Raw genomic sequence first — 15,328 nt, forward strand, 5'->3', positions numbered from 1 at the left:
AAAATGTGGGGCAAGTGGCGACGGTGGTCAACCCTCACGGGGCCATCAGCTGATTGGCTTGCCGGTCATGGCGGCCACAACCTTCGCCTGACTGAGCAGGCCAGTGACCTTGCCATCTAGATTGATTACGGCATATTCAGTATCCGGCAGTTGGGCTAGGTAGGACACTAGCTCCACCCCCGAAGCCACATCGGGAACATAGGCTCCCTTAGATAGTGACCGGGCCACCGCACTTGCCGGTGTGATGAGCGCAGCCTGCGGCGGCACATGGGCCAAAGCGTACTCGTCAACGACAGCTGTGGGACGGCCGTCTTGGCCGAACAACACAATGGGTTCCTGCGGGAACTGGCCCCGCAACGTCCACAGCTGGGCCACGGTGCATTCGATCGAGGCGCTGACCGCCGGAGTTGCCAAGGTGCCGGCGCTGACAGCTGGTAGCCGCAGTCGCATGGTGGCCCCCTTGATGGATGCCGAGGCACCCATCCATAAGAAGCCCGCCAGCAAGACCACGATAAAGGTGGTGGTCAGTTCGGGCTGCTGGCCCTGCAGTAATGGCACTGCCAGGACAACGGCAATCATCACCACCACGATGATCCGTCCGGCCCAGCCAGCGGCCACGGTACCTTTCTCCTGGTTGCCGGTGGTTTTCCAGACAATAGATTCCACCAGGCGTCCGCCGTCGAGCGGTAAGCCGGGGAGAATGTTGAACGCACCGATCAACAAGTTGGCCCAGATGAAGATGTTGCTTAGCAAGACCAGGATCACTGTCGTGAGGGAGGTGGCTTCCGGCAAGAGCATCGCTACCAGCCAGCCCAAGCCCGCCAGCACAAAGTTGGCCACAGGTCCGGCGAAGGCCACCACGAGCGCTTTGCCTGGAGTCGCCTTACTGAAATCAAACTCCGTGTGCCCACCCCAGAGGTTGAGCACAATCTTGTGGGTGGTCCAGCCATACAGCTTGGCCGCAACGGCGTGTGCCAATTCGTGAATCAGCACGGAAAATAACAGCAGCAGGGCATAGGCAAAGGCCACGCCATAGGCACGCCAGCCGAGTCCGGCAAAGTTTCTTTCCAGCTGCGGGCCAAAGATCATGACTGTGATGGCGGCGATCAAGAACCAGGAGTTGGCCAGAATAATCGGGGTCCCCCCGATCGATCCCAAGACTAGCCCTTCACGCTTTTCCTTCATTTCCTTGGTGGATCCGCTCACAAAGCAGCTCCGGCAGAACGTGCGTGGGCAGCGACAACCAGCTGGACGTCGTCGTACGTCTTCTCAGCGAGCGTGTCCCACGTGGTGCGCCGTGGGTCATCTGCCAAGGGCACGGCATTGGGGATAGCAATCGTGGCCATCCCTGAGGCGATGGCGGAGGCCACACCCGGAACAGAGTCCTCCAAAGCCGCACAGTTGAACAGCGTGAGCTCAGGATCGCTCCCCTGCAATTGCTCCACGGCTAAGAGATACGGCTCAGGATGCGGCTTGCCATGGGTGACTTCATCGCCGGTAATCAGGAATTCGAAATAGTTCTCATCGAGGGCATCAACGACCTCTTGCGCCATGTGCCGTTCGCTCATGGTCACGAGGGCACAGCGAACTCCCTTCGCGTGCAGTTCTGCCAGTAACTCGCGGGCTCCGGGGCGCCAAGGCACCACCTTGCGGATTCCGGCCACCACACTATTGGAGAGGTAGTCGATGATCTCCCTGACGGAAAGCTCCACACCGGCCAACTGCAGCACCTTGGCGGTGCTATCCAGTGCGTTGCCTACTAGCTGGTGGGCCTTCTCCTCATCCCACTGCCCGCCATGGGCCTCAACGAGAGCTATTTCAGCGGCGATCCAATACGGTTCCGTGTCCACCAACGTCCCGTCCATGTCCCAGAGGACAGCTTTAAGCGGATGGTCGGTGGATGCCTCAAGGTGGGCGGCGGCAGGAGTGGGTGAAAGCATGCCACTAGTCTACGTGGAGAGAGGCGTGGAACTGTTTTCCACAGCCGCGCGTGGTGGGTGGTGCCGCAAACCGCTAGGCGCCTTAGGCTGGGGATGTGAGCACATTCAGTGGTGGAGAAGCCGAAGAACCGGAAGCGTTTTTGGAAGTGCCTGCCGGTGAGGAGCGGTTAACAGTCCTGTTAGCCGCCTTTGAAGGCTGGAACGACGCCGGCGAGGCAGCCAGCGACGCCCTCAAATACTTGCACAGACTGTGGGATGCCAAACGGGTCGCGGTGATTGAACCCGATGAATATTACGACTTCCAATTCACCCGCCCCGAAGTTCGGCTCACCTCCTCCGGCGGCCACAAGATCAAATGGCCCGTCACCAAGATCGCCAAAGCTTCCATTCCGGGCACCAACATTGATGTGATCCTGGTGCACGGCATTGAACCGTCGTACCGCTGGCGTGCCTACACGGCAGAGCTGTTGGCCAAGGCCGCCGAACTGAACGTCAACTACGTGGTACTAGTGGGCGCCTTACTGGCCGACGTTCCCCACTCACGTCCCATTCCCGTCACAGCAACGTGCGACGACGACGAGCTCGCCACTCGTTTGAAGCTGGAAGCCTCCCAATACGAGGGCCCCATTGGCATTGTCGGGGTACTCAATGAGGTTGCCTTGCTGGCGGGGCTGCCCACCGTGTCGCTGTGGGCAGCCGTGCCGCACTACGTGGCTCAGGCGCCTTCCCCCAAGGCTGAACTGGCGTTGCTGAACAAGATCGAAGACTTCTTGAAGGTCTCCTTACCCACTACCGACTTGGCCGAGGACGCCCATGCTTGGGAACGCGGGGTCAACGAACTGGCGTCCCAGGACGCCGAGATCGCCGCGTACGTCCAACAGCTGGAACAAGCTAAGGACACGGCAGAACTGCCAGAAGCGACCGGCGAATCCATTGCCCAAGAATTCGAGCGCTACCTGCGCCGTAGAGGCAACGAACAGCCCTAAGCTCGCTGAGGGCTGCACCGCCGACCTCTGTGGCTTAGAGCTCCACGCCGAGGAGGGCTTCAAGAGCATCCGATACCAATGCGGAATCGCGCTCGGAAGCTGGGGTGGCATCGCTAGCGGTAGATAGTTCCGCCCAAGCATCTACGGCAGCCAGGGCACGGGGCGCATCCAAATCTTGCGACAGCGCCGCACGCAGTTCGGCCACCAACGCCATGGCAGAGCCTTCGGCAGCACGCGGTGCCGCTTTCCGCCAACGCTCCAGCCGGTCCTGCGCGGATTCCAACAGCTCCTGTGTCCAGAACCAGTCACTGCGGTAGTGATGGGCCATGATTGCCAACCGGATAGCGGCCGGGTCAACACCTTCTGCACGCAATTGTGAAACGAGCACCAAGTTACCCAGGGATTTGCTCATTTTTTCACCGTCCAGACCAACCATGGCCGTGTGGACGTAGTGCGATGCCATGGGAGTGTGGCTCAGCGCATAGGCGTGGCCAGCTCCCATCTCGTGGTGCGGGAAGACTAGATCGCTGCCGCCGCCCTGCACCGTGAAGGGCTTGGGCAAGAATCGCTGGGCGATAACGGTACATTCAATGTGCCAACCGGGTCGTCCGGCGCCCAGGGAGGCACCGTCCCAGGAGGGCTCTCCGTCGCGGGCGACCCGCCAGAGCAAGGCATCGAGCGGGTGGCGTTTCCCCGGGCGGGCCGGGTCTCCGCCACGCTCAGCAAAGACAGGAAGCATTTCCTCTTGGCTGAGGCCCGAGATCTGCCCCAACCACCACGCCGCTTCGGGTCCGTTATCTTTTTCGGCAGCCGAGGCGGCCTCGACGGAGAAGTAAATATCGCCGTCGGGCGCTCCATCGTTTCCCGCAACGGGGTAAGCGAGACCCGCGGCCAACAACTTCTCAATCTCGGGCACAATCCATTCAATGGCTTCAACTGCACCGATGTAGTGATCTGGGGCGAGCACGTTCAGGGCTTCCATGTCGGCGTGGAATAGCGCCGTTTGGGAGGCTGCCAGTTCACGCCAGTCAACGCCGTCGCGGGTTGCGCGTTCTAGGAGGGGATCGTCAATGTCAGTGACATTTTGTACGTAGTTGACGGTGCGGTCCGCGTCGCGCCATACCCGGTTGAGCAGGTCGAAGGCAACGTAAGTGGCGGCGTGGCCCATGTGGGTGGCGTCGTAGGGGGTGATGCCGCAAACATACATGCTGGCTGGGCCAGTCTCCGGCAAAAGCTCGACTCGATTCCGAGTCGTTTCATGCAACGCAAGGGCAGGCATGAGTCCGGGGAGCTGGGGCAGGGAGTGGGACTTCCAAGTTTTCACATGCACAAGCCTAACCGCCGAGGGACCCAAAGTGAGCGAAGAGAGCTTTAGGAAGCGCAAAGGCTTGGCCGGCTGGAGAGTTAACGCCTCTCCCCTAGGGGGTAATGACGTTGGTGCCGAGGAGGATGAAGAGCAGCAATCCCAAGCCAATGCGGTACCAAACGAAGGGGCGGAAGCTCTTCGTAGAGATGTACTTGAGGAACCAGCCAATGATGAGATATCCCACAGCGAAAGCAATGGCGGTTGCCAGTGCGATTTCGCCGATGCCGAAGTGGCCCTGAGCGCCCTCGTGCTTAGCGAAAACCTTGTACAGCTCATAGAATCCGCTACCAAAAACGGCGGGGATGGCCAGCAAGAATGCGTAGCGTGCCGCGGCCTCACGTGTGTAACCCATAAGCAGGCCGGCGGTGATTGTCCCGCCGGAACGTGAAACCCCCGGAATCAAGGCCAGCGCCTGGGCGAATCCGTAGAGGATGCCGTGCTTGTAGCTCAGGTCCTTGAGCTCGCGCTGCTGGCTCGCGATATGGTCCGCCACGGCAAGAATCAAGCCGAAGACAATCAAGGTGGTGGCTACGAGCCACAAGTTTCGGAGGGTGGATTCGATGTGGTGCTGGAACAGCACACCCAGCAGAGCAATGGGCAAGCTGCCGATGATGACCAACCAACCCATGCGGACATCTGGATCGGTGCGAGGCACACGTCCCCGCAGCGATCCCCACCACGCTTTGATGATGCGAACAATATCGCGCCAGAAGTACAGCAGCACGGCAGTTTCCGTGCCCAGCTGACTGACAGCGGTAAAGGCCGCACCGGGATCCTCCCCTGAGGGCAGGAATTTACCGACGACGAAGAGATGGGCACTTGAAGAAATCGGGAGGAATTCAGTCAGGCCCTGGACAAGGCCTAAGAAGGCAGCTTCAAACCAGTTCACGGGTTTCAGCCTAAAGCATGTAGGCCGCTACGCCATGCACACGCGGCAACGTCGGGCAAAACACACAGCCAATTCCCCGTAAGCTTGCAGCCATGGAACAACGATTCATGGGCACCAGCGGACTGCGCGTTTCTGCCTTGACCTTGGGCACAATGACCTGGGGAAATGAAACCAGCCCCGAGACTGCGCGGGCGCAACTGCGAGATTTCGTGGATGCCGGCGGCACCACACTGGACACTGCCGTCAGTTATGTTGAGGGGCGCAGTGAAGCGATCCTCGGCGAACTGCTCGGAGATGTAGTCCCCCGCAGCGATGTGGTGTTGGTCTCAAAAGCTGGCGTCAGTCACCGCAGCGACAAACGAATGGTGGACACGTCCCGGCGTGCCATGCTTGCCGGACTTGATGCTTCCCTGGCGCGTCTCGGTACGGACCATCTAGATTTGTGGCTGGCACACGTGTGGGACGAAAACGTGCCCTTGGAGGAGACTCTTAGCGCCTTGGAATATGCCGTCAGCAGCGGACGCGTACGCTATGCCGGAGTCTCCAACTACAACGGCTGGCAGTTTGCACGGGCCGCGACCCTGTGTGAAACCACGCTCGTGGCCAATCAAGTGGAGTACTCCTTGCTGGCTCGCGAGGCCGAACGGGAGGTGGTCCCCGCCGCCGAGCATATGGGCGCGGGCCTGCTGTGCTGGGCTCCTCTGGGCCGCGGCGTCCTGACCGGAAAGTACCGTGGACAGATTCCGGCTGACTCACGCGGAGCCAGCACCACCATGAGCGCCTACGTAGAGAGGTATTTGGACGGCCGCCCGGCCCGCATCACCGAGGCCTTGATTACGGCCGCCAAAGGCCTAGGACGGGCTCCTCTAGATGTTGCGTTGGGCTGGCTGCTGGAGCACCATGCCGTGGCTTCGGCCGTGGTTGGCCCGCGCACCCAAGAGCAGTTGCAGGAAATCCTTACGTCCTCCCTGGAACCGCTGCCGGAACAAATCGCAACGGTCCTGAACGAGGTTTCCCAGCTCTCCTGACAGCTAGCTACGAGTTGCTAGCTATCCCTGGGTACTGCTGCCTGAATTCTCCGGCTCGTCCTCTGAATCGTCATCGTTGTCATCGTCTTCGGAGTCGTCATCATTGTCGTCGTCGTCATCAAAGTCGCCTTCTTCACCGTCTTCGCCGTAGATGACTAATGGTGTTACTTCATCGAAGGCGTCAAAGAGCGCTTCTTCGTAGGCTTCAAAGGCGTCAATGATGCCAAGGAAGGTTGCTTCGACGATGGGGTCTTCTTCCCCGCGGCGTGCCGAAGCGGCAACCAGGTGTTCTTCTAGGGCGGTAGTCAGGGCACTCAGGGCTGCGCGGGGATCGATGCTCATGCGATTGACGGTACCAGTGTGCCCGGTAACTTGAAAGTCCTTTTCACTGGGTGAGGATTTTGGCGGGAAACACGGGTAGCTTGGTGTGAAGCGGCACACTTTGCGCACCAGCTCTAGATACCCCACTGTTAGGGGTCTGCCGGAGGGATAGCGGCGGCAAGTGGCTCGGAAAGTACTGACAGGAAGGACACTTCATGAGGGAAACCTTGAAACCTGCATCGACCAGCCCGGGGGCACCCCTGCGCCAGTACGAGTACTTGGAAATCACGGTCTCCGCTGGCGAGTCGGTGCCGACCGCTTATCAGCGTCTGCGTGAACATGCCGAATATGGCAAGTGGGAGCTGGCCCGCAGCACCTTGTACATGGGCGGTCACCGCAAATACGTGATGCGCCGCAGGGTGCTACGGGTTCAGCGGACCCTCGATATCTTCTCCTGAGCCGCGCCTTCCACAACCACCCAGAACCACGGGACTGGTGGCCACTGCACTTAGGGCCCCCGTTCAGTCCTCGAGCGGACCCAGCCATGCGTTGGCAATCGTGGAGTGCGCCGATTCGTCGTCCGAAGGATGGAACATTCCCGCCAACACATCACGGTAGAGGCGGCCGAGTTCATTGCCAGCAAAGTAGCTGCTGCCTCCGCTGACTCGGATGATCAAATCCACTACTGTCCTGGCCGTTTCCGTGGCCCGAACTTTCAGTCCCACCATCTTGGGAAACCACTGGGATCCATGATTGACGAGGTTGTCTACGTCGCGGGCCACCGATTCCAGCTGCGGGTAAAGGCCGTCCATGGCCAACGCTGCGTCGGCGATGCGCCAACGGATGTCCGGATCTTGAGCGTAGCTCTTGCCCGACTTCTTGGACTTACGTTTATGCACCGTTTCCACACCAAGCTGCAGCGCCCGCTCGCCCAGGCCCGTGTACACGGCGGCCAGCAGCGTCTCAAAGCAAGCGAAGATGGAGAAGATCAGCGGGTCCGCGTTGGGGCCCACAGACAGTTTCCGGAACACCCGATCAGCCGGTGCCACCACGCCGTCGAGCACGGTGGTGTTTGACTGGCTCGCCCGCATGCCGAGCGTGTTCCAATCGTCTTTGATGGTGTATCCGGGTGTCTCACGGGTGATGAACGCATGCACTAGAACAGCTTCCTCCCCGCTGCTGTCCTTCCCGAAGATCCCCAGCCGGGTCCAGGCTGGCGAGAGCGAGGTGAAGATCTTGGTGCCGGTAAAGGAGTAGCTACCGTCGCCCTGGGGCGCTGCCACGGTGTTGGAATCGAACAGCACCGAATCGTTGCCCGCCTCCGAATTACCAAAGGCAAACACCTCCCCCGCCACCGCCTCCGTCAGCACATAGTGGAGAGAGTTGTCCCCTCGCTGCGCGAGAAGATGTGCGACGCCGGTCCACACCAAGTGCATGTTGATCGCCAATGCGGTGGCCGGGGCGGCTGTCGCCAACCTGCGTTGTGCGGCAGCGGCCTGCTCCAGACCAAAGCCGAGTCCGCCGTCGTGCGTGGCAGCAAACATGCGCAAGTAGCCCTGGTCCTTGAGTTCGGCGAAGTCCTCGTGGAAAAACTCATTGCGTTCGTCATAACCCTTGGCACGGACTCGGAAACGTTCCAGCAGCTCATCGGGGAGCAGTTCTTGCAGGTCAATACTCATGGTGCGAGGTCCTTAGTAGTTGCTCAGCAGGCGGTCCAGAACGCGGGAGCCGAATTTCAGTGAATCGACGGGAACGCGTTCGTCCACTCCGTGAAACATGCCAGTGAAGTCCAACTCCGCGGGCAGCTGCAGTGGGGCGAAGCCATAGCCTCTAATGCCCAGACGGCTCAGCGATTTATTGTCAGTACCGCCGGATAGCGTGTAGGGCAGGACGGTGGAGCCGGGATCTTCAGTGTGGAGGGAATCGATCATGGCGTCCACGAGGTTGCCGGCGAAGGGAGTTTCGAGCGAGACGTCGTTGTGGATGGTGGAGATGTCGATGCCCTCACCTGCAAGCTCGCGGACGATTTCAAGGACCTGCTCATGCTGGCCGGGCAGCGTGCGGATGTCGATCATGGCCTCGGCCGTGCCGGGAATCACATTTGCCTTGTAGCCGCTCTTCAGGAACGTGGGGTTGGACGTGTTTTGCAGTGTTGCGCCAACGAATCGTGACACCGTGCCGAGCTGGCTCAGCAGAGTTTCCGGGTTTCCCTCGTCAAACTCGATGCCGGTGAGCTCCGAAACGCCCTCGAGGAAGGCACGGGTGGTATCGGTGTACTCAATGGGCCACTCGTGATCACCAATCCGGGTTACGGCCCGGGCCAGCCGGGTCACCGCATTGTCAGTGTTGATGTGCGATCCGTGGCCGGCGCGGCCGTGGGCGGTCAGGCGTAACCAAGCAAGGCCCTTCTCTGCGGTCTGCAGGAGGTAGGCGCGTTTACCGTTGATGTCGGTGGAGAAGCCACCCACCTCGGAGATGGCTTCAGTTGCTCCTTCGAATAGATCGGGGCGGTTGTCCACGGACCAGCGGGCACCATACTTGCCGCCAGCTTCCTCATCGGCGAAGAAGGCGAAGATCAGATCCCGCTTGGGCTGACGGCCTTCGCGACCCATAGAGCGCATGACCGAAAGCATCATGGCGTTCATATCCTTCATGTCGACCGCCCCGCGACCCCAAATCATCCCGTCACGTTCTTCGCCGGCAAAGGGATCAACGCTCCAGTCCGAGGCCTGCGCCGGAACTACGTCTAGGTGCCCGTGCACCACCAGGGCTGGCAGTGAAGAATCCGTTCCAGAAATCCTGCTGACAACATTGGCTCGCCCCGGAGACGACTCATAGAGCTCAGCCGACAACCCCACCTCGGAAATCAAAGCAGCAGTGTGCTCAGCAATGGCCCGCTCCCCCGGACCTTCGTTATCGGCGTAGTTACTGGTGTCGAAACGAATGAGATCGGCGCAAATGCCTGCCACTTCGTCCTCTGGCCTGACGTTGTTCACGGGATGACTCCTTATGTTCTAGGGCGTTTGGTCCAGCCTACCTTTCGTGTCTTTTCAGGCACCCGGACAGCCGGAAAATGGGCGGGGCAGGACTCGATTGTTCTTTCACATAAAAGTCGTGCTATTGTTTTCATCGCTGCTGCAGGGAACAACGATTCAAGCGAGAGCGAGAAACGAATTCCTGCGATCACCTGCGCGGGTGGCGGAATGGCAGACGCGCTAGCTTGAGGTGCTAGTCCTGGAAACGGGGTGAGGGTTCAAGTCCCTTTCCGCGCACTGACAGACTCCCTGAGAACTAAGGTTCTCAGGGAGTCTTTTTGTTTCCGAAAGAGCCCTTCCTGGACGTGATTATGGTCACTGATTACCCAGTGTTTCTTGGGTTAGCGGCCAAAATGGGGGTAGCGGCGAAAATGTGTGTACAGCCCAGGCGTGTCAGCGGCTTCTGCTTCGAAACAGCAGATGCTGCGCTTAACCTGTTCGAGACTGCAGAAGACGCGACAAATTCGCGATTTTCATCGCATCATCCGCGTTTTCGAATCCGCAATCCTCGAGTTGCCATGTCTGGCCCCGAAAATGCGATTAAACGGGCCATATCTGACGACTCGAGTGCAGCATCTGACGACTCGAGTGCGGCCAAGGTCTCGGGGTAGCGGCGAGAATGTGTGTACAGCCCGGGCGTGTCAACGGCTTCTGCTTCGAAACTGCAGATGCTGCGCTTAACCTGTTCGAGACTGCAGAAGAAGCGACAAATTCTCGATTTTCATCGCATCATCCGCGTTTTCGAATCCAACCCGTAACTACCTGGCGACCGCCCCGTCCAGCGCAGGCCCCATTGCCTAACCGGTGGTCCAGCCCGTCAAGGCCCGCCCCGTGCTTCATAGGTTCTAGGCCGGGCCCACTATTTTGTCAGACCCCCGCCGTAGAGTCCTGATCAATGCAAAGGAGTGCTGCACCATGAAGACCGAGGAAGAATCTAGCCGCAAGGCCGAGAAAACGCTCAAGCTGATCACTAAATTGCTCGCCAAGGCGGCAAACACGCCCTTCCCTGCTGAAGCGCAAGCTTTTCAAGAGCATGCCGAACGGCTTATGGTTCGTTACGGCATCGAGCAGGCCACCATCGACGCCGAGGCCGGTAAGTCCGGCCGCCCACAGGAGCCCATGGTGGAGGAACGTGTGGAATTTGGTGGGCAATACAAGGTGGGCCAGGCACGAGGATTCACCTCGGTCGCTTTGGCCTTCAACACCGTCAGGGTGCTGCAGGCCAATACTCCGTCCAAAAAGCTCCTCTATCTCATCGGGGCCGAGTCCGATGTGGCCCAGGTGCTACGACTCTTCGATTCCTTGCGTCTGCAATTGGCGGCAGCCATGCAGGCGTGGTGGCCCACATACCCCTACAAAGACTTCTTGAGTGCTCAGGAAAAGACCCTCGAACGTCGGCAGTTTCAGCTCGGTTTCCTCACCACCGTCGCCGGCAGGATCGGCGCCATCTACAGCGCTGAGGTGACCAACGGAGAACCCGGGAACGAGCTGGTGCTCGCAAGCCGCCGGGATCGCGCGGACCAACACGTCAATGACTTGTACCCGCAGCTTCGTGCGGCTCGGCGGCAAAGCATGTCCATGGGATCCAGAAATGCACATTCGGCCGGCAGTTACGCCGGCACTAGGGCCAGCGTCAATGCCGAAATGAGTGCGTCTGTCCGCGGCTCACTCAAGGCGTAACCGATAGGCTAGGACTTCAATTCAACACGCAGCAGTAAGGACATGCCCGCCATGCAGCACACCCGATTCCCCCGCATTGCCGGGCTCGTAGCGGGAGTGGCAGCTGTTGCCATTGCTCTGACTCCATCCCTTGTTCCACGACCCGCCCTTTTCCAAGGATTCCTGGCCGGTCTCAGCTTCGGACTGGCTTATCTGGCAGCTTCTTGGTTATGGCGTGCGGTATCTGGATTCTTGGTTCAGCGGAAACAGTTTTCTGCCATTACGGCCACACCCACACTGGCGCTATCTGATCCAGATGGTCTGGCGCCTTCTGTTCCGGCTCCTGCTGATCCAACAGCGCTGAAAGCAGTTCCCTTGTGGGTCTGGCCAGCGCTCGGGGCCATGGGCGGGATCTATGTGGCGGTCGTGGGAATTCTTGCCGTGTCCTGGCAAAACGAGGTCCGTGCCAAAGTGGACATGCCCCCCATAGACGCCATGGAACTTGGTACCTTTTTCCTGGTGGCGGTTCTCGTAGCAGCTGTCGTCTTTGGTGTCCGCTGGGGTTTAGTGCAGATGGCTGCCCTGGGACGGCGCTGGGCTCGCCGTGCAGGCTGGAACACCCGCCTCGTCACCGCTAGTGGGCTGCTCACTGGAATTCTGACCGCGGCGCTGGCCTTGACCTTGCTAGTTTCAGGGGCTCTCATGGGCACGGACCGCGTGTACTCAGCCAGGAATGACACCACACCTGCAGGCATCACAGAACCAGATTCGGAGTTCCGTTCTGCTGGATCGGCATCAGCGGTTGACTGGGACAAATTAGGCATGCAGGGCCGCGCCTTTGTGGGTGGCGGTCCCACAGCAGCCACCATCGAGCAAGTGACCCGGGCTCCAGCCAAGGAACCGGTTCGTGTCTATGTAGGATCGGAGCAAGAGAACTCCGTGGCGGACCGCGCGCAGGTGGCCGTCGCCGAACTCAAACGGACGGGCGCGTTTGGCCGCGGCACTCTCCTGATTGCTACCCCCACTGGATCAGGCTGGCTGGAGCGGCAGGCAGTAGATTCACTGGAATACCTGCACGGCGGCGATACCGCCATTGTGTCCATGCAATATTCCTACCAACCCAGCTGGGTCTCATTTCTCTTCCACCAAGATCTTCCCCGCACCTCAGCACAGGCACTGTACTCGGCAGTGAAGGCCGAATAGGATGCCATGCCGGAAGGCAACCGCCCCGAATTGCTGGTCTACGGGCTGAGTTTGGGGGCCTCCGGAATGCAATCCGCGTTCAGCACTGTAGAAGATCTGACTAGCAGCATTGGCGGAGCAGTTTTTTCAGGGGCTCCGAACAACTCTCAACCTTGGGGTCAGCTACAGGCCCAGCGTGACCCCGGCTCCCCCGTATGGCAACCCGTCTTCGACGGCGGACGCAACGTGCGCTGGCTATCGAACAATGGTGACTTTGAAAAACTGGATGGACCGTGGGAACCTGGCCGCGTGGCGTATCTGCAGCATGGCACCGACGCCGTGACGTGGTTGACTCCTCGGTTGATCCGGCAGAAACCGGATTGGCTCGCAGGAAGTGCAGCCAGCGGAGGCCGCGCCCCCGATGTGAGTGATTCCATGCGCTGGATACCCCTGATCACTTACTTGCAAGTGGCCTTTGATATGTTCATGGGCGAATCGGTTCCGGCCAGCCACGGCCATAATTTTGGTGACGTGGCGGTCCAGGCCTGGAATGGGGTCTCCCCCAGTGGCCTGGACCAGCCCGCACTAGACCGGATTCAAGCGGTCATCGCTGCCTACCCGTATGAGGAGTCGATGACGAACTAGCTTGCACTCACAGTGCCGCTGAAGTACTTTCGGGCACTGTGGGCGTTCCACGCGGTGAACTCCGAGCTCAGCCACACGCCGTCGTCAGTCCTGTGGTCAAGGACCTCAAGGGAGACCGTAGCTGGCAGGAACATGGGCGTGTCAAAGCTGATGTCCCAGCTAAACGAATGGGGCTTGGACTGCGGAACCGTCGCCAGTACACGAGACGCCGCATACATGCCATGGGCTATGGAACGCCGCAGACCCAGTGCTTTCGCTGTGATCACGCTGAGGTGGATCGGGTTGAAATCACCCGAGACCGCCGCATAGGCTCGCCCCGTATCAACGCCCAACCGCCACTGCGCCGTGGGCACCGGCGGAACGAAGTCAACGCGGCCGGCGGCCGCCGTAGGCTTGTCCAGACCCGGCAGAAAAACGCCCTTGGCGAGGTAGGTGGAAACGCCACGCCACAACAGTTGCGTGCCGTCTGCGTTAAAAACTTCCGCCACAAGCTGCACCTGGGTACCGCTCCGATGTCCCACCAAGTCGCGCGCCCAGGCCCGTACCAACAATTCATCCGTAAACAACACCGGAGCCACGTGTTCCACCTGATTGCGCAGGTGAATCATGCCCAGTAGCGGCAGCGGAAAATCGTCCTGAACCATGACCGACATGGCCACGGGAAAGACCAACGCGTGCAGATAGCCAGAGGGCAACACGTCACGTGCAGGCTCACCCATCAGGTGCGCAAACTCCGTGACCTTGGCCAGATCGGCCCGCACACCACGCACCTCTACTGCCCGTGAGGGCAGTGCCACAATGGGTTCGCTCCGTACCACTTTGCTCTTGGCCGCCATGGCCGCGGCATTGACGTAGAGCTTGGACAGCGAAGGCATCTCGCTCAGCAGGGTAGGCTCGCTCATTGCCCCACCATATTCTGTCCGCACACCCTCAATACATTCGCCGTGACACCTGCTGCTTGAGGCTGGGCGAAGAAGGCGATGGCCTCGGCCACGTCACTGGGCTTACCGCCTTGTTGCAGGCTGTTCAGGCGTCGGGCCACTTCCCGCGTGGCGAAGGGGATCTTTGCCGTCATATCAGTTTCAATAAAACCAGGGGCGACGGCGTTCACGGTGCCACCGCTTTCGCTCAACAAGGGTGCGGTAGAACGGACCATGCCCATAACCCCTGCCTTCGACGCTGCATAGTTGGTTTGGCCACGGTTACCGGCAATCCCGCTGGTGGAGGCAACACTGATGATGCGCGGATTGTTGGCGAAATCGCTACTAGCCAGGAATGCCTCATTCATCCGCAACTGGGATGCGATATTGACGGCCATGACTGAATCCCACTTCGCGGCATCCATGTTGGCCAGCAACTTATCGCGGGTGATACCGGCGTTGTGCACCACGATATCCAAGCGCCCATAGCGGGAGATGGCATGTTCCAAAATGCGTTCACCGGCGTCCAGACTGGTGATGTCCAGTTGGAGCGCAGTGCCATGGATTTCATTGGCGACGGCGGCCAAGTGGTCTCCGGCTGCTGGTACGTCTACCGCCAAAACCGTGGCACCATCACGGGCAAGTGTACGAGCAATGGACGCCCCAATGCCGCGCGCAGCACCCGTGACAACGGCAACAGAACCAGCCAAGGGCTTCTCCCAATCGGCCTCCGCTGTGGAACCAGCGGAGGAAGCGGTGAGGAATTGCCCATCCACAAAGGCTGAACGCGCCGAGAGGAAGAAGCGCAGCGCCGACGAGGCGCTGGGTGCGTCCGCGGCGATGTCGTTGGCCAACAACACACCGTTTGCCGTGGCTCCGGCGCGCAGTTCCTTAGCCAGTGAGCGAATAATCCCGTCCACGCCGTTGCGTGCGGCAGCCACTGCGGGTTTGTCACTGACAGTTGCCACCCTGGAGATAGCGACCACACGGGCGTTCTTGTTCAAGTCACGCAGCGCAGCGCCAACGGCGAGCATAGGCGCCGAGAGCTGGTCCGGGTGGTCAAGTTCGTCTAGGACCACCACAATGGCACCCAACTTTTCTTTGGGTGTTGCATGCCGGCGCACATCTTGGTGCCAATCGAGCAGCAGCTGGGCAACGGCGTCGGCCCCTGCTCCTTGGCCAAGAACCAAAATGGGTCCCTGAACCAGAGGAGTGTTGGGGGTGTAGCGGCGCAACACGGCGGGCTGCGGCAGGCCTAGTCGCTTGGCCAAGTCCCTACCGAAACCACGACTGACGAATTCGGTGTACTTATCTGCCTTCTCCCGCGCGGCAGAGGATGTCTTCTGGGAGTTCATAG

Annotated in this window: 13 protein-coding genes, 1 tRNA gene and 1 pseudogene; 6 read left to right on the forward strand and 9 right to left on the reverse strand. The window is 60.0% G+C overall.

Annotated features, from left to right (window positions below; translation table 11 throughout):
- Nucleotides 1-45 precede the first annotated feature (45 nt).
- On the reverse strand, nucleotides 46-1,206 hold the full coding sequence (locus AB0O97_RS10315) for a site-2 protease family protein (protein WP_363882209.1): 1,161 nt from the start codon (nucleotides 1,204-1,206) through the stop codon (nucleotides 46-48).
- On the reverse strand, nucleotides 1,203-1,940 hold the full coding sequence (locus AB0O97_RS10320; RefSeq protein WP_363840581.1) for an HAD family phosphatase: 738 nt from the start codon (nucleotides 1,938-1,940) through the stop codon (nucleotides 1,203-1,205). Before AB0O97_RS10320 ends, AB0O97_RS10315 begins: the two co-directional genes overlap by 4 nt.
- 95 nt (nucleotides 1,941-2,035) lie before the next feature.
- Between AB0O97_RS10320 and AB0O97_RS10325 the strand changes: the two genes are divergently transcribed.
- On the forward strand, nucleotides 2,036-2,926 hold the full coding sequence (locus AB0O97_RS10325) for a PAC2 family protein (RefSeq protein WP_363840579.1): 891 nt from the start codon (nucleotides 2,036-2,038) through the stop codon (nucleotides 2,924-2,926).
- A gap of 34 nt (nucleotides 2,927-2,960) precedes the next feature.
- Here AB0O97_RS10325 and mshC read toward each other — a convergent pair whose 3' ends face one another.
- Nucleotides 2,961-4,250, reverse strand: a complete 1,290-nt coding sequence (gene mshC, locus AB0O97_RS10330) for a cysteine--1-D-myo-inosityl 2-amino-2-deoxy-alpha-D-glucopyranoside ligase (RefSeq protein WP_363882211.1) — start codon at nucleotides 4,248-4,250, stop codon at nucleotides 2,961-2,963.
- 94 nt (nucleotides 4,251-4,344) lie between these two features.
- Nucleotides 4,345-5,181: an undecaprenyl-diphosphate phosphatase gene (locus AB0O97_RS10335; RefSeq protein ID WP_363882213.1), complete on the reverse strand. Its 837-nt coding sequence runs from the start codon at nucleotides 5,179-5,181 to the stop codon at nucleotides 4,345-4,347.
- A 92-nt stretch (nucleotides 5,182-5,273) separates the two neighbouring features.
- Here AB0O97_RS10335 and AB0O97_RS10340 point away from each other — a divergent pair, with 92 nt between their 5' ends.
- On the forward strand, nucleotides 5,274-6,209 hold the full coding sequence (locus tag AB0O97_RS10340) for an aldo/keto reductase (RefSeq protein ID WP_363882215.1): 936 nt from the start codon (nucleotides 5,274-5,276) through the stop codon (nucleotides 6,207-6,209).
- A gap of 21 nt (nucleotides 6,210-6,230) precedes the next feature.
- Here the strand turns inward: AB0O97_RS10340 and AB0O97_RS10345 are convergent, their stop codons facing one another.
- Complete coding sequence (locus AB0O97_RS10345) at nucleotides 6,231-6,551, reverse strand: primosomal protein (RefSeq protein WP_363882217.1); 321 nt, start codon at nucleotides 6,549-6,551, stop codon at nucleotides 6,231-6,233.
- Nucleotides 6,552-6,745: 194 nt separating this feature from the next.
- On the opposite strand from AB0O97_RS10345, the gene AB0O97_RS10350 reads away from it, so the two are divergent.
- Nucleotides 6,746-6,988, forward strand: a complete 243-nt coding sequence (locus tag AB0O97_RS10350) for a DUF5703 family protein (RefSeq protein ID WP_363840564.1) — start codon at nucleotides 6,746-6,748, stop codon at nucleotides 6,986-6,988.
- Nucleotides 6,989-7,051: 63 nt separating this feature from the next.
- Here AB0O97_RS10350 and AB0O97_RS10355 read toward each other — a convergent pair whose 3' ends face one another.
- Complete coding sequence (locus tag AB0O97_RS10355) at nucleotides 7,052-8,203, reverse strand: acyl-CoA dehydrogenase family protein (RefSeq protein ID WP_363882304.1); 1,152 nt, start codon at nucleotides 8,201-8,203, stop codon at nucleotides 7,052-7,054.
- Nucleotides 8,204-8,221: 18 nt separating this feature from the next.
- Entirely contained in the window at nucleotides 8,222-9,526 is a 1,305-nt protein-coding gene (locus AB0O97_RS10360) for a M20/M25/M40 family metallo-hydrolase (protein WP_363882219.1), read from the reverse strand.
- Nucleotides 9,527-9,719: 193 nt separating this feature from the next.
- On the opposite strand from AB0O97_RS10360, the gene AB0O97_RS10365 reads away from it, so the two are divergent.
- The 3 genes and pseudogenes from AB0O97_RS10365 (at nucleotide 9,720) to AB0O97_RS10375 (ending at nucleotide 13,051) form a co-directional block, all read left to right on the forward strand.
- Nucleotides 9,720-9,802: transfer RNA gene (locus AB0O97_RS10365), tRNA-Leu, on the forward strand.
- Between the two features lie 678 nt (nucleotides 9,803-10,480).
- Nucleotides 10,481-11,245 carry a DUF2786 domain-containing protein gene (locus AB0O97_RS10370; protein ID WP_363882220.1) on the forward strand — a complete coding sequence of 255 codons (765 nt, stop codon included), beginning with the start codon at nucleotides 10,481-10,483 and terminating at the stop codon, nucleotides 11,243-11,245.
- A 51-nt stretch (nucleotides 11,246-11,296) separates the two neighbouring features.
- Nucleotides 11,297-13,051 (forward strand): annotated as a pseudogene (locus AB0O97_RS10375) (alpha/beta-hydrolase family protein).
- On the opposite strand, the gene AB0O97_RS10380 reads toward AB0O97_RS10375, so the two are convergent.
- Both AB0O97_RS10380 and AB0O97_RS10385 read right to left on the reverse strand, forming a co-directional pair.
- Nucleotides 13,048-13,953, reverse strand: a complete 906-nt coding sequence (locus tag AB0O97_RS10380) for a MaoC/PaaZ C-terminal domain-containing protein (protein ID WP_363882222.1) — start codon at nucleotides 13,951-13,953, stop codon at nucleotides 13,048-13,050. The pseudogene AB0O97_RS10375 and the gene AB0O97_RS10380 sit on opposite strands and share 4 nt — an antisense overlap.
- Nucleotides 13,950-15,326 carry a 3-oxoacyl-ACP reductase gene (locus tag AB0O97_RS10385; RefSeq protein WP_363840550.1) on the reverse strand — a complete coding sequence of 459 codons (1,377 nt, stop codon included), beginning with the start codon at nucleotides 15,324-15,326 and terminating at the stop codon, nucleotides 13,950-13,952. The genes AB0O97_RS10380 and AB0O97_RS10385 overlap by 4 nt, the downstream gene beginning before the upstream one ends.
- Nucleotides 15,327-15,328 lie beyond the last annotated feature (2 nt).

It is taken from the genome of Specibacter sp. NPDC078692 (assembly GCF_040686835.1).
GTDB lineage: Bacteria > Actinomycetota > Actinomycetes > Actinomycetales > Micrococcaceae > Specibacter.